General features: G+C 72.5%; 18 protein-coding genes, 1 tRNA gene and 1 pseudogene. 8 read left to right on the forward strand and 12 right to left on the reverse strand.

Features of this window, described 5'->3' with window-relative positions:
- Window positions 1-12: 12 nt before the first annotated feature.
- Together PSQ21_RS14325 and PSQ21_RS14330 are read left to right on the forward strand one after the other, a co-directional pair.
- Complete coding sequence (locus PSQ21_RS14325; RefSeq protein ID WP_274030891.1) at window positions 13-1,071, forward strand: methyltransferase; 1,059 nt, start codon at window positions 13-15, stop codon at window positions 1,069-1,071.
- 106 nt (window positions 1,072-1,177) lie between these two features.
- Window positions 1,178-1,675, forward strand: a complete 498-nt coding sequence (locus PSQ21_RS14330; RefSeq protein WP_030590408.1) for a hypothetical protein — start codon at window positions 1,178-1,180, stop codon at window positions 1,673-1,675.
- A 33-nt stretch (window positions 1,676-1,708) separates the two neighbouring features.
- Here the strand turns inward: PSQ21_RS14330 and PSQ21_RS14335 are convergent, their stop codons facing one another.
- Window positions 1,709-2,437, reverse strand: a complete 729-nt coding sequence (locus PSQ21_RS14335) for a pentapeptide repeat-containing protein (protein WP_274030892.1) — start codon at window positions 2,435-2,437, stop codon at window positions 1,709-1,711.
- Window positions 2,438-2,539: 102 nt separating this feature from the next.
- Here PSQ21_RS14335 and PSQ21_RS14340 point away from each other — a divergent pair, with 102 nt between their 5' ends.
- Together PSQ21_RS14340 and PSQ21_RS14345 are read left to right on the forward strand one after the other, a co-directional pair.
- Entirely contained in the window at window positions 2,540-3,748 is a 1,209-nt protein-coding gene (locus tag PSQ21_RS14340) for an NAD(P)-binding protein (RefSeq protein ID WP_274030893.1), read from the forward strand.
- 55 nt (window positions 3,749-3,803) lie between these two features.
- Complete coding sequence (locus PSQ21_RS14345) at window positions 3,804-4,805, forward strand: zinc-binding dehydrogenase (RefSeq protein WP_274030894.1); 1,002 nt, start codon at window positions 3,804-3,806, stop codon at window positions 4,803-4,805.
- Window positions 4,806-5,095: 290 nt separating this feature from the next.
- On the opposite strand, the gene PSQ21_RS14350 is transcribed toward PSQ21_RS14345, so the two are convergent.
- Window positions 5,096-5,578, reverse strand: coding sequence for a GNAT family N-acetyltransferase (locus tag PSQ21_RS14350; RefSeq protein WP_274030895.1), 483 nt, complete (start codon window positions 5,576-5,578; stop codon window positions 5,096-5,098).
- Between the two features lie 148 nt (window positions 5,579-5,726).
- Window positions 5,727-6,641, reverse strand: coding sequence for an aminoglycoside phosphotransferase family protein (locus PSQ21_RS14355; protein WP_274030896.1), 915 nt, complete (start codon window positions 6,639-6,641; stop codon window positions 5,727-5,729).
- A 120-nt stretch (window positions 6,642-6,761) separates the two neighbouring features.
- Between PSQ21_RS14355 and PSQ21_RS14360 the strand changes: the two genes are divergently transcribed.
- A complete protein-coding gene (locus PSQ21_RS14360; RefSeq protein WP_274030897.1) occupies window positions 6,762-8,162 on the forward strand; it encodes an NAD(P)/FAD-dependent oxidoreductase in 1,401 nt (466 codons plus the stop codon).
- A 64-nt stretch (window positions 8,163-8,226) separates the two neighbouring features.
- Here PSQ21_RS14360 and PSQ21_RS14365 read toward each other — a convergent pair whose 3' ends face one another.
- On the reverse strand, window positions 8,227-8,673 hold the full coding sequence (locus PSQ21_RS14365; protein WP_274030898.1) for a MarR family winged helix-turn-helix transcriptional regulator: 447 nt from the start codon (window positions 8,671-8,673) through the stop codon (window positions 8,227-8,229).
- Between the two features lie 240 nt (window positions 8,674-8,913).
- Here PSQ21_RS14365 and PSQ21_RS14370 point away from each other — a divergent pair, with 240 nt between their 5' ends.
- Window positions 8,914-10,383, forward strand: coding sequence for an MFS transporter (locus PSQ21_RS14370; RefSeq protein WP_274030899.1), 1,470 nt, complete (start codon window positions 8,914-8,916; stop codon window positions 10,381-10,383).
- 112 nt (window positions 10,384-10,495) lie between these two features.
- Here the strand turns inward: PSQ21_RS14370 and PSQ21_RS14375 are convergent, their stop codons facing one another.
- The 8 genes and pseudogenes from PSQ21_RS14375 to PSQ21_RS14410 form a co-directional block, all read right to left on the reverse strand.
- The gene (locus tag PSQ21_RS14375) at window positions 10,496-12,175 is read right to left on the reverse strand and encodes an FAD-dependent oxidoreductase (protein ID WP_274030900.1); all 1,680 of its coding nucleotides are present in this window, start codon (window positions 12,173-12,175) and stop codon (window positions 10,496-10,498) included.
- Window positions 12,176-12,184: 9 nt separating this feature from the next.
- Window positions 12,185-13,099, reverse strand: a complete 915-nt coding sequence (locus PSQ21_RS14380; protein WP_274030901.1) for an AurF N-oxygenase family protein — start codon at window positions 13,097-13,099, stop codon at window positions 12,185-12,187.
- Between the two features lie 337 nt (window positions 13,100-13,436).
- Window positions 13,437-13,595, reverse strand: a pseudogene (locus PSQ21_RS14385) (cytochrome P450); the annotation flags it as partial.
- 34 nt (window positions 13,596-13,629) lie between these two features.
- The gene (locus PSQ21_RS14390) at window positions 13,630-14,421 is read right to left on the reverse strand and encodes an ABC transporter permease (RefSeq protein ID WP_274030902.1); all 792 of its coding nucleotides are present in this window, start codon (window positions 14,419-14,421) and stop codon (window positions 13,630-13,632) included.
- Window positions 14,418-15,419 carry an ATP-binding cassette domain-containing protein gene (locus PSQ21_RS14395; RefSeq protein WP_274030903.1) on the reverse strand — a complete coding sequence of 334 codons (1,002 nt, stop codon included), beginning with the start codon at window positions 15,417-15,419 and terminating at the stop codon, window positions 14,418-14,420. Before PSQ21_RS14395 ends, PSQ21_RS14390 begins: the two co-directional genes overlap by 4 nt.
- A 170-nt stretch (window positions 15,420-15,589) precedes the next feature.
- Window positions 15,590-16,480, reverse strand: coding sequence for a DUF4097 family beta strand repeat-containing protein (locus PSQ21_RS14400; protein ID WP_274030904.1), 891 nt, complete (start codon window positions 16,478-16,480; stop codon window positions 15,590-15,592).
- A gap of 170 nt (window positions 16,481-16,650) precedes the next feature.
- Entirely contained in the window at window positions 16,651-17,178 is a 528-nt protein-coding gene (locus PSQ21_RS14405) for a toxin-antitoxin system HicB family antitoxin (RefSeq protein WP_274030905.1), read from the reverse strand.
- Between the two features lie 288 nt (window positions 17,179-17,466).
- Window positions 17,467-17,540 (reverse strand) — tRNA-Thr (locus PSQ21_RS14410).
- Window positions 17,541-17,717: 177 nt separating this feature from the next.
- On the opposite strand from PSQ21_RS14410, the gene PSQ21_RS14415 reads away from it, so the two are divergent.
- Both PSQ21_RS14415 and PSQ21_RS14420 read left to right on the forward strand, forming a co-directional pair.
- A complete protein-coding gene (locus tag PSQ21_RS14415) occupies window positions 17,718-18,854 on the forward strand; it encodes an ABC transporter ATP-binding protein (protein ID WP_274030906.1) in 1,137 nt (378 codons plus the stop codon).
- A 227-nt stretch (window positions 18,855-19,081) separates the two neighbouring features.
- Window positions 19,082-19,495 (forward strand): hypothetical protein, encoded by a 414-nt coding sequence (locus PSQ21_RS14420; protein WP_274030907.1) that lies wholly within the window; start codon window positions 19,082-19,084, stop codon window positions 19,493-19,495.
- Window positions 19,496-19,544 lie beyond the last annotated feature (49 nt).

Genomic DNA, 19,544 nt, shown 5'->3' on the forward strand with positions numbered 1-19,544 from the left:
GAGGAAACACCCATGACGAACACCGATGTCACGGCCGCCGAAGCGGCCGGCCGCGATCTGATCGTCCGGCTCGCGTTCGGGAGCATGGCCGCGCAGACCCTGCGTGCGGCGACCCGGTTGAGGGTGGTGGAACTGCTGGGCGACGCACCGCGCCGGGCTGTCGAGGTGGCCGCCGACGCCGGAGCGGAACCCCAGCCCATGGAGCGGCTGCTGCGCGCCCTGACCGGGCTCGGCATGCTGCGGGAGCCCGTCCCCGGGTCGTTCGCGGTGACCCCCGAGGGCGCGCTGCTGCACCCCGGCCGCCCCGACTCGCTCGCTTCGTTCGTCAGGATGTTCACCGAGCCGACGATCATCCGGGCCTGGGAGCACCTGGACGACAGCGTCCGTACCGGCGAGGTCGCGTTCGACGGCGTGTTCGGAACGGACTTCTTCAGCCACCTGGCTCAGCACCCCGAGCTGTCCGCGGAGTTCAACGCGGCGATGGGCCAAGCCTCCTCGGAGACCGCCGCCGCCCTGCCGCACGCCTTCGACTTCGGCCGGTTCACCTCGGTCACGGACGTCGGCGGGGGCGACGGGACCCTCCTGGCCGGTGTGCTCGCCGCGCATCCCGGCCTCACGGGTGTCGTCCTCGACACGGTGGAGGGCCTGGCCGGGGCGCCGGACACGATGGCACGGCACGGACTTCAGGACCGGTGCTCCCTGGTCGTCGGAGACTTCTTCGACTCGGTCCCCGGTGGCTCGGACCTCTACCTGATGAAGAGCGTCCTGCACGACTGGGCGGACGACCAGGTGGTGACCATCCTGAGCCACTGCCGTGAGGTGCTGCCGCCCGGCGGCCTCGTCCTGATCGTGGAGCCCGTGCTTCCCGACGCGGTCGACATCCAGGCCGGCGCCGCCAACCGCGGGGTCACCTACCTGAGCGACCTCAACATGCTGGTGAACGTGGGCGGCCGCGAGCGCACCCGCGAGGACTTCGCGGACGTGTGCCGCCGCGCGGGCCTGACCCTCACGACGGTCACCCCGCTCACGGAGGCCGCGCCGTTCGCCGTCATCGAGGCCGTGGCCGACTGACCGTTCACCGGAGGCCAGCGAGCCTTCGGCAAACGCGTCCGGCGCACCCGCGCCGCTTCACCCGATCGTGTCGGGCCGCGCCGGACGGGCATGACACCATCGGTCCGTGCTCGACATCGGCTACTCCCTCTCCCGCCGCTTCCCCGATCCCCCGCAGACCGACTACCGCCGCGCGGACGTCCGCGCGCTGCGGCACGATCTGTTCTCCGGCGACGTCTACCTCGCGGACACCAAGGCGGACCGCGAGGTTTCCACAGCCTGGGGATGGGTGCCGGTGCTCGACTTCGCGTGGGCGCTGTGCGACATCGTCGAGCAGATCGACCAGGACCCGCGCGGCAACCGCTCGCACCGGCAGCAGTACGCGGAGCTGGACTTCACCGAGTCCTCGGACCGGATGCTGTTCGAGCGGCGCTTCGGCTGGGTCGATGTCGAGGCGGACTGGATGCCCGGCGACGAGCCCCCGCTCACCTTCAGCCACTCCCTCCTGCGCCGCGAGGCCCGCGACTTCCTGCACGACCTGATCGCCGACCTGGCCGACATGCACGAGGGCCTCGCCGACAACCCCGTGATCTGGGACCTCCAGGCCCGCTTCCCCCGTCTGTGAGGCCCCCGGGGCCCCCGGGGCCTCCCGGGCCCTTCACGCCTCCACCCGCACCCCGATCTGCGCCGCCAACGCCGGGGCCAGCTCCATCAGCTGCGACGGGCTGATCACCGCGCCCGCCAGCCGGTCCACTCCCCGTGCGATGTCCAGCTCGGCCACCGCGCGCAGGTCCACCGACTCCATCCGGGCCCCGCTGAAGTCCGCCCGCTTCAGCACACAGTCCCGGAACTCGACGCGCACCAGGTGCGCGCCCCCGAAATCCGGCTCGGAGAGCACGCAGCCCTCGAAGACGACGTCCTTCAGCCGGGCCTCGCGCAGATTCAGGTAGTCGATCTTGCCGCCCCGCACCACCACCCGCTCCAGCACCGCACCGTGCAGCTGCACCCCGCCCAGGCGCGCGTCCACCACCTCCACGTCCCGCAGCGAGGCCTCCGCGAGATCGGTGCCCACCCCTCGTACGCCCGTCAGCACCGCGTCGACGAAGCGGGCCCGCGCCAGCTCCGCACGGTCCAGGGAGCAGCCGTCCAGGGCGCAGTCCATGAACCGGGCCCCCCGGCCCGACGCGTCCGCCAGGTCCACCCCGTCGAACCGCACCCCGTCGTAGTCCCCGTCCGGCTCCAGGCCCTCGCCGTCGTAGGGAACGAGCGGCGGCAGCCGCACCTCCGGACGCCGCGCCGCCGAGACGGCACCCTTCCTGCCCTTGTTCGCCCTGTTCGCCCTGTTCGACCCGGTCGACCCGGTCGCCCTGCCCGCGCTCACTGCCATCCCCCCATCGTGACGCACCCCACTGACAACGCCCCGGCGGACGTGTCACGAGCCGCCGCCCCCGATCCGTCGCATCATCAAAGATGCGAAGGAGATCCAGCCATGGAACACATCCACGTCATCGGCGGCGGCCTCGCCGGCCTCACCGCCGCGATCACCGCGGCCGAGTCCGGTGCGCGCGTCACCCTGCACGAGGGCCACCGGACGCTCGGCGGCCGGGCCAGGACCGCGGAAGGGCCGTACCGCACCAACGAGGGGCCGCACGCCCTGTACCGGCGCGGGCCGCACTGGACCTGGCTGGCCCGGCGCGGTCTTCTCGGCGCCGTCGCCTCCGTACCGCCCCTCGAAGGCCTCCGCTTCCGTTTCCGCCGCGCGGGAGCGGCCCGCCGGACCCCGCCCGCGGCGCTGCTGCGGCTCGCCCGCCGGGCCCCCCGCACCGCCCCGGTGGACGACGCCTTCCTGGCGTGGGCCACCGGACAGGTCGGCGAGGAGGCCGCCCGCGCCGCCGCGAACTTCGCCGCCACCGCGCTGTTCCACCACGATCCCGGGTCGCTCTCCGCCCGGTTCGTCCAGGAGCGCCTGCACCGCCTGGCCTCGTTCCCGCCCGAGGCCCACTACCCGGTCGGCGGCTGGGCGCCCCTCGTCGAGCGGCTGGCCGGCCACGCCAGGGGGCTCGGGGTCGGCATCGAGACCGCCGCCCGCGTCGACACCCGGACGCTCGGCGAACTGGCCCGTACCGGGCCGGTCGTCGTCGCCACCTCCCTCGATTCCGCCCGCGTCCTCCTCGACGACGCGTCCCTCACCTGGGAGAGCGGCCGCACCGTCCTGCTGGACCTGGCGGTGCGCACCCGGCGCGGCGACGCGTTCGCCGTGTCGGACCTGGACGCGCCCGGCTGGCTGGAGCGGTTCACCGCCCAGGACCCCGGCCTCGCCCCGGCCGGCGAGCAACTGCTCCAGGGCCAGTTCCCGATCGGCCCCGACGCGCGCAGGGCGGAAGGGACCGCGCGGGCCGAGGAACTCCTCGACCTCGGCTTCCCGGGCTGGCGCGAGCGCACCACCTGGCGCGTCGAGGCACTCGCCGACGGCCGCACCGGAGCCGTCGACCGCCCCGGCACCACCTGGCGGGACCGGCCCTCCGTCGTCCGGGGCGACGGCATCTTCCTGGCGGGCGACCAGGTCGCCGCCCCGGGACTCCTCAGCGAGGTCTCCTTCACCAGCGGCCTCGAAGCCGCGCTGCTCGCCGTGAAGGCCGCCGGGCCGCGCACCCGGACGGGGCCCGGGACCGGACTGAACGGGGTTGACCTCAAGTAAACGTGAGGTACGAGAGTGGGGGCACAGCCCGCCCCGCGACCCCAGGGAGCCCGTCATGCACGCCGTACGCCTTCACGCCTTCGGCCCCGCCGAGAACCTCGTGTACGAGAGGACCGAGGACCCCGTCCCCGGCCCCGGCCAGGTCCGTATCGCCGTGGCCGCGGCCGGGGTGCACCTCCTGGACACCGCTCTGCGGGAAGGGGAGCGCGGCCCCTACCCGGAGCCCGTCGGCCTCCCCACCGTCCCCGGCCGCGAGGTCGCCGGAACCGTCGATGCGGTGGGCGAGGGCGCCGACGCGGCCTGGCTCGGCAAGCGCGTCGTCGCCCACATCGGCATGGCGCCCGGCGGGTACGCCGAGCTCACCGTCACCGAGGCCGACCGGCTCCACGAGATCCCCGAGGGGCTCGACGCGGCCGGGGCCGTCGCCATGATCGGCACCGGGCGCACCGCCCTCGGCATCCTCGGGTTCACCCCGCTCGGCCCGGATTCGGTGGTCGTCGTCACCGCGGCGGCGGGCGGGATCGGCACCCTCCTCGTCCAGTACGCGAAGAACGCGGGGGCCACCGTGATCGCCCTGGCCGGAGGCCCGGCGAAGGTGGCCAGATCCAAGGCCGAGGGCGCCGACCTCGCCCTCGACTACACCCGCCCCGACTGGCCGCGCACGGCCCGTGAACACCTCGACGCGGCGGGGCTGCGGGCCACCGTCGTCTACGACGCCGTCGGCGGGACCACCGCCCGCGCCGCCGTGGACCTCCTCGGCCCCGGCGGGCGGCACGTGGTCTACGGCTGGTCGGGCGAGGGGCTCCTCGGCGGGGGCCCGCTCACCTTCCCCGCCGAGGAGCTGGCCGAACGCGCCATCACGTCCGAGTCCGTCCTCGGGCCGCGGATGGCCGAGAGGGGCGGCGGTCTGCGCGCGCTGGAGACCCGCGCCCTGGCCGAGGCGGCGGCCGGCCGACTGCGGCCCGCCGTTCAGCGCTTCCCGCTCGCCGAGGCCGCCGCCGCGCACCGCGCGCTGGAGACCCGGGGCACCATGGGCAAGGTGGTCCTGGAGCCGTAGTCAGTCCCTGTGCCGGTCGGCCCCCGGACGGGGCGGCGGCCCGGGGAGCCGCCCCGTCCGGGGGCCGGTGGGGCGGCTCCCGGGCCGCCGCCCCGTCACGTTCCTCCCGGCCGGTTTCCTGACGGACCACGTCCTGACCGGCCTGGAGGCCACGGAGCCCGATGACCCCGTGCTGAAGGCGGTAGAACGCCGCTGGCTGACGACGTACGCGCCGGAGTACGAGGCGGAGACGTCCCATCCGGTTCGCCCGGGGCGCGCGCCCGTCGGGGCGTCATGCGACCCCGTGAGCTTTACCCGCCCGTCCCCAGCCCGTGGAGGGCGTCGTCCGTCAGCCGGTACACCGTCCACTCGTCCTGCGGGCGCGCGCCCAGCGACTCGTAGAACGCGATGGACGGGGCGTTCCAGTCCAGCACGGACCACTCCAGCCGCTGGTAGCCGCGCTCCACGCAGATCCGTGCCAGCTCCGTCAGCAGCGCCCTTCCGTGGCCGCCGCCGCGCCGGTCGGGTCGGACGTACAGGTCCTCCAGGTAGATGCCGTGCACTCCGCGCCAGGTCGAGAAGTTCAGGAACCAGAGGGCGAAGCCGATCACCTCGCCGCTGTCGTCGTCGGCCGTCGCCACGTGCGCGTAGGCGGCGGGCCGGTCGCCGAACAACGCCTCGTTCAGCTGCTCCTCGGTGACGACGACCTCGTCGAGGGCCTTCTCGTACGCGGCGAGATCCCGCACCAGTGAATGCAGGACGGGGACGTCTTCAGGTGTGGCGGTACGAATCATGGGCGCAGCGTAAGCAACCCGCGGCCCCGGCCACACCTTGATTCCCCGGCCCCCCGCCCGCCGGTCCCGTCGCCCCCGAACCAGGGCGCCTGACTCCGGCCACCGGCACCGGCACTGGCCCCGGTACCGACACCCGCCCCGCCCGCCCTCACCTTCCCAGCAACCGCCGCGCGATCTCCGCGTGGTCGGGGGAGATCCGGCCCTCCCCGCTCTCCGCCGCCCACAGCCCGTTCTGGAGCACTCGCCCCAACGTCCAGGCCCGCGCCCGCTCCCGGTCCCGTTCCAGGCCCAGCGCCTCCGTCAGCGCGTCGAACCGCCACAGCACCTCGTCCGCGTCGAAGAGGTTGTCCAGCGCCGGGAACAGCTCGAAGCCCGGGTCCCCCGCGAGTGGTTTCGGGTCGAGCGCCACCCACTCCCCGGCCCGCCCCGCGTCCGCGCGCCCGGCCAGGATGTTGTCGTAGTGCAGGTCCCAGTGCAGCAGCCGGCCCCCCGGCTCCCCCGCGACCTCCCGCACCGCCGCCGCGCAGTCCGCGACGAGCCGCCGGTCATCGGCGGCGGCCAGCAGACCCACCCTCTCCGGCACCGCCGCGAGCATCCGCTCCGCCACCTCGCCCAGCGTGCGCAGCCCCTCCGGCGCGGGTACCGCCACCAGCCGGGCCAGCACCGCGCCGAGTACCGTCACCGCCTCCCGCACATCGGCCTCGCCGGACAACGGCCGCCGCTCGTCGAGCCGTTCCAGCAGCATCGCCCCGGTCTCCGGGTCATGGCCGAGCAGTTCCACCGCTCCGGCCCCCGCGTCGGTCCACGCCCGCAGCGCGATCGGTTCGCCCGCCGTCTCCTCGTCCACCGCCTGGAGTTTCAGCGCGGCGGGCCGCCCGTCGGCCTCCCGCACCACCGGCAGGACCAGGGCGCACATCCCGTACATCGACGGGCCGTCCGGCCGCAGCCCCCACCGCTCCAGGCACCGCTCGGCAAGGCCGGGCAGGGCGGCGACGAAGGCCCGCCCGGCCGCTCCGTTGTACCGGGACTGCGCGGCGATCAGTTCGTCAGGGATGTCGTCCACCCCGCCGATCCTAGGGACCCGCGTCGGCCGGGCCCTGACGGAACGACCCCGCGCGCAGTAACGTCCCGCCACACGTACGCTCGGCATCTCATCGGACCGGGCAGGGACACCAGGGGCATCATGAGCACCGTCAGTACCGTCGTCGGCGGCATATCGTTCTGGTACGCGCGAGAGGGCACTCCCGCCCCGCGCGAACCCCTCCCCGGCGACACGAGCGTCGACGTCTGCATCGTCGGCGGCGGCTACACCGGCCTCTGGACGGCGTACTACCTGAAGAAGGCCGTCCCCTTCCTCAACATCACCGTCCTGGAAGCCAAGTTCTGCGGCTACGGGGCCTCCGGCCGTAACGGCGGCTGGCTGTACAACGGCATCGCGGGCCGCGACCGGTACGCCAAGCTGCACGGCCACGACGCCGCCGTACGGCTCCAGAAGGCCATGAACGACACCGTCGGCGAGGTCGTGAGGACCGCCGCCGAGGAGAAGATCGACGCCGACATCCACCAGGGCGGCGTCCTGGAGGTGGCCCACACGCCCTCCCAGCTCGCCCGTCTCAAGGACTTCCACAGCGTCGAGATCGCCTTCGGGGAGAGCGACCGGGTCCTGCGCGGCGCCCGCGAGACCGCCGAGCGCGTCCATGTGACCGGGGCCATCGGCTCGACCTGGACCCCGCACGGCGCCCGGCTGCACCCGGTCAAGCTGGTCAAGGGCCTCGCCGACGCGGTGGAGGCGCTCGGCGTCACCATCCACGAGTCGACCCCCGTCACCGAGATCAAGCCCAAGCACGCCGTGACGCCCTACGGCACGGTCCGCGCCCCGTACGTCCTGCGCTGCACCGAGGGCTTCACCGCGAGCCTCAAGGGACAGAAGCGCACCTGGCTCCCGATGAACTCCTCCATGATCGTCACCGATCCGCTGCCCGCCCGGATCTGGGACACGATCGGGTGGGAGGGCCGCGAGACCCTCGGCGACCTGGCCCACGCCTACTTCTACGCCCAGCGCACCGCCGACGACCGCATCGCGCTCGGCGGCCGGGGCCACCCGTACCGCTTCGGCTCCGCCACCGACAACGACGGCCGCACCCGGCCCGCCACCGTGGCCGCCCTGCGCGAGCTGATGGTCCGGCTCTTCCCCACCACGGCGGGCGTCCACATCGACCACGCCTGGTCCGGCGTCCTCGGCGTCCCGCGCGACTGGTGCGCCACGGTCACCCTGGACCGCTCCACGGGGCTGGGCTGGGCGGGCGGTTACGTCGGCTCGGGCGTCGCCACCGCCAACCTCGCCGCCCGCACCCTGCGCGACCTGATCCAGCAGGACTCCGGGCAGGCGGGCCCGACGGAACTGACCACCCTGCCGTGGGTGAACCACAAGGTCCGCCGCTGGGAGCCGGAGCCCTTCCGCTGGCTCGGCGTCCACGGCATGTACGCGGCCTACCGCGCGGCCGACCGCCGTGAGAGCACCTCGCCGCGCCCCGGCACGGACCCCGTCGCCAGGGTGGCGGACCGCATCGCGGGCCGTCACTGAGCCACCGGCCCCCGGCCCCCAGCCCCCGGCCTTCAGCCCCCGGCCACCAGCCCCTGGCCGCGCTTCAGTCGCGCGGCCAGGGCCGTCCGTCGAGACGCTCGATGGAGAGGTTCAGGCGACCGAGGGAGTCGGCGAGCTGCCGGGCCTCCTCCGGGGTCCAGTCCGTGAGGACCTTCGCGAGGCCCGCCAGATTCCGGCTCCGGTCGTTGTCGAGGCGGCGTTCGCCCTCCTCGGTGATGGCGAACTTGCGGGCGATGCCGCCGTCGGGGTCCGGGATGCGCTCGACGACCCCGGCCCGCAGCATCGCGGCGGTCTGCCGGTTGAGCGTGGAGGCGTCCAGACGGAAGGCGTCGCCGAGCTGGCCGATGGACATGGGCCCCTCCACCTGGATCCGGCTGAGCAGGATGTAGGCGGACCGGTCGAGCTGCCAGTCCACGCGCGGGGTGACCATGTGCATGTACCGGCCGAGCAGCATCGTCTCGCGTTCGATCCGGTCGATGTGCTTGTCCACGCGCTGCTTCCTTCGTCGAACAGGTCTCTCACGATAGATGTGCATGATGCACACGCTATGCATCATGCACAATCAATGTATCTTGCATAGTCGAACGCCGGGAACGCGGCCCGACAGGGCGGTCCGGGAACACGTACGCGAGAGCGAACGATCCGAACAAACGTCCCGAACGAACGATCGACCCGAACGATCGACCCGAACGAACAAACCGGCCCGGAAGGGCAAGAGGGAGCAGTACCCGTGGAGAGTTCACCCCCCGCAGCCCGCCCGGGAGGCGTGGTCGGCATCCTGGCCTTCGCCGGCATCGTGGCGGCACTCACCCAGACCCTGGTGGTGCCGCTGATCGCGGAGCTGCCGAAGATGTTCGACACCTCCGCGTCGAACGCCTCCTGGGTGATCACCGCCACCCTGCTGGCCGCCGCCGTGGCCACGCCCGTCGCCGGCCGGCTCGGCGACATGTACGGCAAGCGGCGCATGCTGCTCGTCTCGCTCCTCCCGCTGATCCTCGGCTCGGTGGTCTGTGCCCTGTCCTCGTCGGTGGTCCCGATGATCGCCGGGCGGGGGCTCCAGGGCCTGGGCATGGGCGTGGTCCCGCTCGGCATCAGCCTGCTGCGTGACGTGGTGCCGGCCGAGAAGCTCGGCCCGTCCATCGCGATCATGAGCGCCTCGATGGGCGTGGGCGGCGCGCTGGGCCTGCCGTTCGCCGCCGCCATCGCGGAGAACACCAGCTGGCGGGTGCTGTTCTGGGTGGTCGCCGTGCTGGCCGTCGCGGTCGGCGCGCTGATCCTGGCCCTGGTTCCCGGGGACCGCCCGGCCACCAGGTCCACCCGCTTCGACCTGCTCGGGGCCGTCGGCCTCGGCACCGCCCTGATCTGTCTGCTGCTCGCCGTCTCCAAGGGCGCCGACTGGGGCTGGGGCAGCGCCACCACGCTCGCCCTCTTCGCCGCCGTGCTCGTGCTGCTGCCCGCCTGGGGCTGGTGGGAACTGCGCCTCAGCGAACCGCTGGTCGACCTGCGCGTCACCGCCCGCCCCCAGGTCCTGATGACGAACGCGGCCTCGATCCTGGTCGGCTTCGCGATGTACGCGCAGTCCCTCGTCGTGCCCCAGCTGCTCCAGCTGCCCGAGGCCACCGGCTACGGCCTGGGACAGTCGATGCTGGCGATGGGCCTGTGGATGGCCCCGGCGGGCCTGATGATGATGGCGATGTCCCCGGTCGGCGCGAAGCTGTCCGCCGCCAAGGGCCCGAAGGTCACTCTGGCCGTCGGCAGCCTCCTCATCGCCGCCGGCTACGGCCTGTCCGTCCCGCTGATCGGCGCGGACTCCCCGTGGAGCCTGTTGCTCATCACCCTCGTCTGCAACTCGGGCGTCGGCTTCGCGTACGGGGCGATGCCCGCGCTCATCATGAGTGCGGTGCCCCCGTCCGAGACCGCGTCGGCGAACAGCTTCAACGCCCTGATGCGCTCGATCGGCACGTCCTTCGCGGCGGCGGTGATCGGCGTGGTCCTGGCCCGGATGACCACGGACTTCGGCGGCTTCCCACTGGCTTCCCAGAACGGCTTCCGCGTCGCGATGCTGATCGGCTGCGGCGTGGGCCTCGCGGCGGCGGTCGTCGCCGCCCTCATCCCCGTACGCCCGGCGACCGCGCCCCTGCGGCCGGCCGCCGCGAGCGGTCCCGCGGGGGTGCCGGAGGCCTCGGAGTCCAAGGCCTGACCGCCCGTCGCCCGTCGCCCGTACGGAGCGCGGCCCGGGGCAGGACGGTTCGAACCGCCTTGCCCCGGGCCGGACTTCGTAACCTCGTGCGAGCGACGATCGCGGCGACCGGTCAGCGCGACAGCCGCGGCAGCCGCCCGGCTCTCGCCGTCGCGACCAGCTCCTCGACGGTGGCGAGCTTCACCCGGGGCCGCCCGTCGCGCCGTCCCCGGTCCCGTTCGGCACGGTCGATCGCGGCCAGGCCGCGGGCGTCCACGACCCGGCGGTTGCGCCGCCGGGCCAGGCGCCGGAACGCCTTGGCGTCGCCCGTTGGCGTGGGCAGCGTCCCGGCGACCGCGTCGGCCAGGAGCGTGCCGACCGTCTCGGCCGCGCAGGTGCGGTTGGCGCCGATCCCGCCGGAGGGCCCCCGCTTGATCCAGCCGACCACATAGCCGCCGGGCAGCCCCGCGACCCGGCCGCCCTCGTGCGGGACGGTGCCCGAGGTTTCGTCGAACGGCAGCCCGGGGACCGGCAGCCCCCGGTATCCGATGGCCCGCAGCAGCATTCCGGCCGCCAGGTCGGCCGTGCCCTCGCCACCGCCGTCGGTGACCCGTACGGTGCGCGCGCCCGCGTCGTCCAGGATCTCCACCGGTTCGGAGTGGAAGCGGAGCACGATGCGCCGGTCCGCCGCCCCCGAACCGGGCCCGGGTGACGCGGCGTTCGTCCGCACCCGCGCGAGCCCCCGGAGCATCCCGGCCCGGTCGCCCGCCCCGGCCGCGTCGATCGCCGCCCCCGCACGCGGGTCATGGTCGTCCACGACCAGCTCCACGCCCGGCAGATGCTTCAGCGCGAGCAGTTCGGAGCGGGTGTACGCGGCGTCCTCGGGCCCCCGCCGCCCCAGCACCACCACCTCGCGGACCCGGCTCGCCCGCAGGGCCTTGAGCGCGTGGGCGGCGATGTCGGTGCCCGCGAGCGCCTCCGGGTCGGCGACCAGGATCCGGGCGACGTCGAGGGCCACGTTGCCGTTGCCCACCACGACGACCCGCTCGGCGGACAGGTCGACCCCCTGCGCGACGGCCTCCGGGTGGGCGTTGTACCAGGCGACGAACGAGGTGGCCGACAGACACCCGGGGCCGTCCTCGCCCGGGATGCCCAGCCGCCGGTCCGCCGAGGCGCCGACCGCGTAGATCACCGCGTCGTGGTGGGCGGCCAGCTCCTCCGCGGTGACGTCCCGGCCCACCTCGATGCCCAGGTGCATCCGGACCCGGGGGTGGGAGTGGAAGCGGGAGAAGGCGTCGCCGACCTTCTTCGTCGCGGGGTGGTCGGGCGCCACGCCGTACCGGACGAGGCCGCCGGCGACCGGCAGCCGGTCGATCAGGGTCACCTCGGCGGCGGTGTGCAGCAGCAGGTCCTGCGCCGCGTACATCCCGGCGGGCCCGGTGCCGACGACGGCCACCCGCAGCGGCGCGAAGTCGGACGGCAGGCTGCGCCCGAAGACCGGCTCGCCCCAGACGTGGAAGTTGGGCCCGTCGACGGCGGCCCCCGCGGGCGGGGCCTCCTCCCCCTCGTAATAGGCGGCGTTGATGTCCGCGTACTCCCGCTGCCCGGCGGACAGCGAGTCCACCGGGAAGATCGCGTCCACCGGGCAGGCGTCCGCGCAGGCCCCGCAGTCGATGCACGCCCGGGGGTCGATGTGCAGCATCTCCGTGGAGCCGAAGGCGCGTTCCTCCGGCGTCGGGTGGATGCAGTTGACCGGGCAGACGGCCACACAGGTGGCGTCGTTGCAGCAGGTCTGGGTGATGGCGTAGGTCATGGCCCCGGCTCAGATCAGGTTCGCGCGCTTGTAGAACGCGAGGGCGGGCTTGGTGAGGAGACGGGCGGAGGCCAGGAAGTCCATCAGCCCCGAACAGCTCGACCGCATCATCGACTTGTGGTGCTCGTTGACCTTGGCGGCGGCCAGCGCGCGCCGCTTGTCCAGCCCGGCCTTCCGGTAGACCTCAGGGTTCACCATGCTGGTGACGATGAAGTACGAGGCGACGGCGACGACGAAGGCGTTGAGCTGCCGCCGCGCCCACCCGGCGCCCTCCAGGCGCTTGAGGGTCTCGTCCCGGGCGAACTTCATGTGCCGGGACTCCTCCACCACATGGATGTTGTTGATGGTGCGGACGAACGGCACGACGCGCTCGTCGCGCATCCAGTCCCGCTGCATCACGTCGAGCACCTCCTCCGCGACCAGGATCGCCGCGTACGCCGCCTCGCCGAACGCCAGCGTCTTGAAGGCCCTGCCCAGCTCCATCACCGCGCGGCGGGGCCGGTAGTGGGGCGCACCGAGCTTCTGCGCGCCGCGCGCGAACATGATCGAGTGGCGGCACTCCTCGGCTATCTCGGTGAGCGCCCACTGGAACTCCGCGCCCGCCGGGTCCTTCATGTAGATGTCGCGCAGCACCATCTGCTGGAGGATCATCTCGAACCAGATCCCGGTGCTGGCGACCGAGGCCGCCTCCTGCCGGGTGAGTTCCTTGCGCTGCGCCTCGGTCAACTCGCCCCAGTACGGGGTCCCGTAGAGGCTGCACCACTCCGGGCTCGCGCCGTGGAACTCCTTGTCCAGCGGCGTCTGCCAGTCCACCTCGGTGGCCGGGTCGTACGCCAGCTGCGCGGCCGAGTCGAGCAACCGCCGCGCGACGTCGTCGCCCTCGGGGCTCTCCTGGACCTTCGACGGAACGGTGCTGCCGGCCATGCTGCGGCTCCTTGGGTCGAGTGCGGTGATCCTCGATCGTGGTGAGGTACGTACGTCGGCCGACCGTCGCGTACGGAGTCGACTCGCGCTGTACGGAATCGGCTCGCGCTGTACGGGGCCGGGGTCGTGCCGTGTGCTGTGTGTGCCGTGTGCAGTGTGTGCTTTACGGGATCACCGGAGCCGGGGGCGGCGGCCCTCGCCGGACCGGACACCGGCCGACCCGGGACCCTTGTTAGACGCAAGGTATAACAAGGATCTCGGGTCGCCTACCCCTCGGTAGAAATCGGCACGGACGCACACCACATCTCCTCGCCCGGCGGGCTGTTCGGCGCTGTTCCTCCCCCCGGGCGACCGGCAGGGAGACCACGCCGTAGATGCTGGAGCGTTCACGCAGCGGCACGTCCCCCGGCGGTACCGCGAGGCGCAGCCCGGGGAAGCGGGCGAAGAGCGCCGGGAGCGCGACGGTCATCTCGACCCGGGCGAACCGCCGGCCGAGGTTCCTCGTCGGTGAGGCCGGGGGCGGGACCGAGTCACCGGGGGTCCTGGCCGAACTTCGAGGTCGCCCAGATGTAGCCGAGCACCACGAGCCCGATACTCCAGCCGACGGCCAGCCAGCCGTTGTGACCGATCTCGCTGCCGAGCAGCAGGCCGCGCAGCGTCTCGATGGCCGGGGTGAAGGGCTGGTACTCGGCGATCGGCCGGAACCAGCCCGGCATCGTCTCCACCGGGATGAAGGCGCTGGACAGCAGCGGGAGCAGGACCATCGGCAGGGCGTTGTTGCTGGCGGCCTCGACGTTCGGGCTGATCAGGCCCATGCCGACCGCGACCCAGGTGAGGGCGGTGGCGAAGAGAACGAGCAGCCCGAACGCCGCCAGCCACTCCAGGACCGTGGCGTCCGTGGACCTGAAGCCGATGGCCACGGCGACGGCGCCCACCAGGACCACGCTCAGCACGCTCTGCAGCACGCTGCCGACGACGTGCCCGACGATCACGGAACCGCGATGGATCGCCATGGTGCGGAAGCGGGCGATGATGCCCTCGGACATGTCGGTGGAGACGGACACCGCGGTCCCGACCACGGTGGACCCGACGGTCATCAGCAGGATGCCCGGGACGATGTAGGCGATGTACGCGGAACGGCCGCCCCCTCCCCCGCCGATGCCCGCACTCATCACGTCGCCGAAGATGTAGACGAAAAGCAGCAGGAGCATGACAGGCGTGAGGAGCAGGTTCAGGGTGAGCGAGGGGTAGCGCCGGGCGTGCAGCAGATTGCGGCGCAGCATGGTGTTCGAGTCGCGGACGGCGAGGGAGAGGGAGCTCATCGGACAGCCTCCTTCGGCTGGTTGTTCCGGACCGGCGCACCGGAGCCGGTGAGGGCGAAGAACACGTCGTCGAGGTCGGGGGTGTGCACGGTCAGCTCGTCGGCCTCGATGCCGGCCGAGTCCAGCCAGTCGAGGATGGAGCGCAGTTCGCGCTGGCTGCCGTCGCTGGGGATCTGGAGCGACAGCGCCTCCTCGTCGCGGGCGACCTCGCGCAGCGCGGAGGCCGCCGACCGGTAGGCGTCCGGGTCGGTGAAGCGGAGCCTGATGTGGCCGCCGGGGACGATCCGCTTGAGCTCCTCGGCGGTGCCCTCCGCTGCGATCTTCCCGTCGTTGAGGACGGCGATACGGTCGGCCAGCTCGTCGGCCTCCTCCAGGTACTGCGTGGTGAGGAAGACGGTGACGCCACCGGAGACCAGCTCGCGGATGATGCCCCACATGGTGTGGCGGGAACGCGGGTCGAGGCCGGTGGTCGGCTCGTCGAGGAAGATGATCCGCGGGGAGCCGACCAGCGTCATCGCGATGTCGAGACGCCGCTTCATACCGCCGGAGTAGCCCGCGGCGGGCTTTCTCGCCGCCTCCACCAGGTCGAAGCGCTCCAGCAGTTCGGCGGCGACCCGCCGCCCCTCGCGCCTGGACAGATGATGGAGGTCCGCCATCAGCAGCATGTTCTCCTCGCCGGTGATCAGTCCGTCGACGGCGGAGAACTGCCCCGTGACGCCGATCGCGGCGCGCACGGCCTGCGGGTCGACGGCCGGATCATGGCCACCGACGCTCAGTTCACCGGCGTCGGCGGTGACGAGGGTGGAGAGGATCTTCACGGCGGTGGTCTTGCCCGCGCCGTTCGGGCCGAGCAGGGAGAAGACGGTGCCCTCGGGCACCGACAGGTCGATGCCGTCGAGGACGAGCTTGTCGCCGTAGGACTTGCGCAGTCCGGTGGCGGTGATCGCCTGCGCCGCGGCCTGGGCGGCAGGCGGCGCGGAGACCCGGGTGACAGTCATGCTGGTTCCCTTTCACGAGCGGTGGTTCGGGCGGGGCGAAGCGGTGGACGGGGTCGACGGAGGTCGGGCGCGACCGGAGGCGGGCGCGGCGGAGATCAGGCACGACCGGAGGAAGCCAGGCACAGCGCGGAGATCAGGCACGACCGGACGAGGCCAGGCACGGCACAGAGTCAGGCGCGGCGGACGATGATGTCGCCGGCCCCGCTCCGGGCGTGCACCTCGACGGTCTCGTCGGATCCCTCCGGCCCGGCGGCGGCGCCGAGCGAGTTGCGTACGGTGCCGAACTTGGGGTTCAGGTCGAGCCAGGCGGCGGTGCCCTCATGGATGCCCACCTCGACGTCGCCGACGGAGGTACGCAGGGCGATGCGGCCGCGGGTCACGTCTCCGACACGGATGCGGCCGTTGGAGGAGGTCGCGTCGACCCCGGCGTGGGCCACGCCGACCTCGATCCGCCCGTTGGCGGACTTGGCGACGACGCTGCCGTGCGCGACGCCCACGGAGATGTCGCCGTTGGCCGCGTTGGCCTTCAGCTCCCCGCCCACCTCGTCGATCAGGGTCGCGCCGTTGCCGTTCTTGACGACTGCCGCCCCGGCGACGGCGCCGACCTCGACCCGGCCCGAGCCGATGACCTCGGCGTCCCCGGTGGAGCGGGCCAGCCGGATGTCGCCGTGGTCGGTCCGGAGCTCGGCACCGGCCGCCTCGTCCACCTGGAGGTCGCCGAGCGAGGTCCTGAGCCGCACCTCGCCGAGAGGCCCTTCACAGAAGAAGCCGCCCAGCGCGGAGGTGCCGCGCACATCGGACCCCGCGGGCAGTTCGACGCTCACCACGACGGAGCCCGGCTTGCCGAACAAGGTCCGCTTCTTGGGGGTCCTGATGGTGAGACGGCCACCCGAGCAGGAGACCTGGGTCTGCTGCACGGCACGCACGTCGTCCTCGTCGGATCCGTTGCCCGGCAGCACCTCGACGACCGTGTCGGTGCGCTTGCCCGCGGTGATGCGGGCGGTGCCGGCGTCCAGCTCGATGACGGCGGAGACCGGCTCGGGGGTATCGAAAGAAGGCATGGCTGTCCCGTCCTCTTGGCTCGGTGAGTGATGAGTGATCAGTGACGTCGGCCGGATCGGCGATCCGCCGGTGAAGTGGTGCCGCCTACAAACGGAGCAGGTCTACGGATCCAGGGGGCCCAGGGGCCCCAGGGGCCCCTGCAGGCCTACGGGTCTACGGGTCTACGGATCTAGCGGACCCAGCCGGTGAAGCCGCCGCGCCCGCCCGGTTCCTTGCCCCGGCCCGGCGCACCCGCACGCCCCCCGCCGTCCAGGGCCACGGACACGGCCCGCACGAGCCAGGCGTTGACCGACAGCCCCTCCGCCGCCGCGGCGCTCTCGGCGCGGCCCTTGAGGTGGGCGGGGAGACGGAGGTTGATCCGCACCATGGTGCCCTCGTCGGCCTCCCCGGCCGGAGACGCGGCCACGACGGGAGCCACGACCGCCTCCGGCTCCTCCCGCACCGACTCGGGCACCGGGGGCGGCGTCACCACGAACTCCGGATCAAGCCCGCGCAGCCGTACGTCGACCGAACCGGGAGCCAGCTCCCGGGTGACGTCGCCCATGGCCGCGGACAGCACGTTGAGCAGGGTCAGCCGGACGGCGGACTCCAGAGGAGCACTGAGCCGCTCGGCCAGGGCGCGGGCTTCGTCGCCGCTGGCATCCGCGGCGACGGCGAGTTCCCGCCGGAGATTGTCGACGTAGGGGTTGAGGTCCATGACGCCATCATGGCACACGAATGGCACCACGTCGAGCCACATTGGCGCATCACCCCGGAGCGCGCCCCTGAACTGCAACAACGCCATCAAAGCAACGAAGTTGGCACCACAGGGGCGCACGGAGCAACCAAGGATGGCACCACAGCGCCACCACGTGGCACCAACTGGCACCGCCTGGCACTCCCGCGACACCCCTTGGCACCACCTGGCACCGCCCGGCACCACGGAAAGGGCGAAGGAAACAGAAAAGCCCGGGTCGGAAGTACATCCGACCCGGGCTTCACGCCGAGCCCCCTGTCGGATTCGAACCGACGACCTACGCATTACAAGTGCGTTGCTCTGGCCAGCTGAGCTAAGGAGGCGTGCCGGAGCAGTCTAACCAACCCCGCACCCCGCTCGTCCGCGTTTTCCGTGTGCCTCGGACTACTGACAGATCGGGAAACGCCAGGTAGCGTCACGGCAGGTTCGCGTCTGTGGACCAGACCACTCCCTACTCGGATCGTCCGGCACGTTCCTGCCGGTTGAGGAGAAGATTCAGCATGGCCAGTGTCACGTTCGACAAGGCTTCTCGCGTCTACCCCGGCTCCACGAAGCCGGCCGTGGACCAGCTCGAGATCGACATCGCGGACGGTGAGTTCCTCGTCCTCGTCGGTCCCTCCGGTTGTGGCAAGTCGACCTCCCTGCGCATGCTCGCGGGTCTTGAGGACGTCAACGGCGGTGCGATCCGCATCGGTGACCGCGACGTCACGCACCTGCCGCCGAAGGACCGGGACATCGCCATGGTGTTCCAGAACTACGCGCTCTACCCGCACATGTCCGTCGCGGACAACATGGGCTTCGCGCTGAAGATCGCCGGTATCAACAAGACCGAGATCCGGGCGAAGGTCGAAGAGGCCGCCAAGATGCTGGACCTCACCGACTACCTGGACCGCAAGCCGAAGGCGCTCTCCGGTGGTCAGCGTCAGCGTGTGGCGATGGGCCGGGCCATCGTGCGTGAGCCGCAGGTCTTCCTCATGGACGAGCCGCTGTCGAACCTCGACGCCAAGCTCCGTGTCTCGACCCGTACGCAGATCGCCTCGCTGCAGCGCCGCCTCGGCATCACCACCGTGTACGTCACCCACGACCAGGTCGAGGCCCTCACCATGGGCGACCGGGTCGCGGTGCTGAAGGACGGGCTGCTCCAGCAGGTCGACTCGCCGCGCAACATGTACGACCGCCCCGCGAACCTCTTCGTCGCCGGCTTCATCGGCTCCCCCGCGATGAACCTCGTCGAGGTCCCGATCACCGACGGCGGCGTGAAGTTCGGCAACAGCGTCGTCCCGGTCTCCCGCGAGGCGCTCACCGCCGCCGCGGACCGCGGTGACACCACCGTCACGGTCGGCATCCGCCCCGAGCACTTCGACATCGTCGAGCACGGGGGCGCCGCCGCGAAGTCGCTGACCAAGGACGCCTCGGACGCGCCGGCCGGTCTGGCCGTCTCCGTCAACGTGGTCGAGGAGCTCGGCGCCGACGGCTTCGTCTACGGTGGCGCGCAGGTCGCCGGCGAGCACAAGGACCTGGTCGTCCGCGTCGGCGGCCGTGCCGTTCCGGAGAAGGGCACGGAGCTGCACGTCGTCCCGCGCCCGGACGAGCTGCACGTCTTCGCGACCTCCACCGGCGAGCGTCTCACCAACTGACGCCCCGTCCGCCGTACGCCCGGCCCCGCACTTCCCGCAAGGGAGTGCGGGGCCGATTGCGTGGTCCCGGCGGGTTTGGGTTTCGGTGCCGGCCGGCAGCAAATACCCCGGCACACAGGGCATTTCGCCCGTGTTCGTCAAGCCCGTATTCGAAAGGGCGCGTCGAACCATCCCCCGCAAGGGTGACGAATTGTCGCCGAGTCATCACTGGCCGCTACGCTCGCTGCGTGACCCACACCGCGCGCCGCATCGGCCGATCCCTCGCTCTCGTCCTGCCCGTCGTCATGGTTCTGTCCGGGACCCTCGCGGTCACCAGCGTCCAGTGGGCGGAGTCGGACACCGACTCCCAGCTGCTGGCCGCCTCCTCGGAGACCGTGTCCAAGCCCGCGAAGCCGCACGCCCCGCAGCACGTCCTGCGCGAGAAGCTGCTCGTGGAGCTGCGGGAGAAGGACCCGGGCGCCGCTCTCACGGGCCTCCAGCGCGCCGTCGAGCAGCGTCCCTCGCTCGCCCGCCACTGCATGTCGATCGCGAAGGCCCTCGGCAAGGCGGCCGTCGAGCAGTACGGCCCGACCCGTGCGCACCGCTTCTCCCGGCCCGTCTGTGACACCTCGTTCGCCTCCGGCGTCGCGCAGTTCAGCTAGGAACTCCCACGCCGGGAGGCGGTCACACGGAGCATCGCCGCTCCGTCGG

Source organism: Streptomyces sp. MMBL 11-1 (assembly GCF_028622875.1).
Taxonomy (GTDB): Bacteria; Actinomycetota; Actinomycetes; order Streptomycetales; family Streptomycetaceae; genus Streptomyces.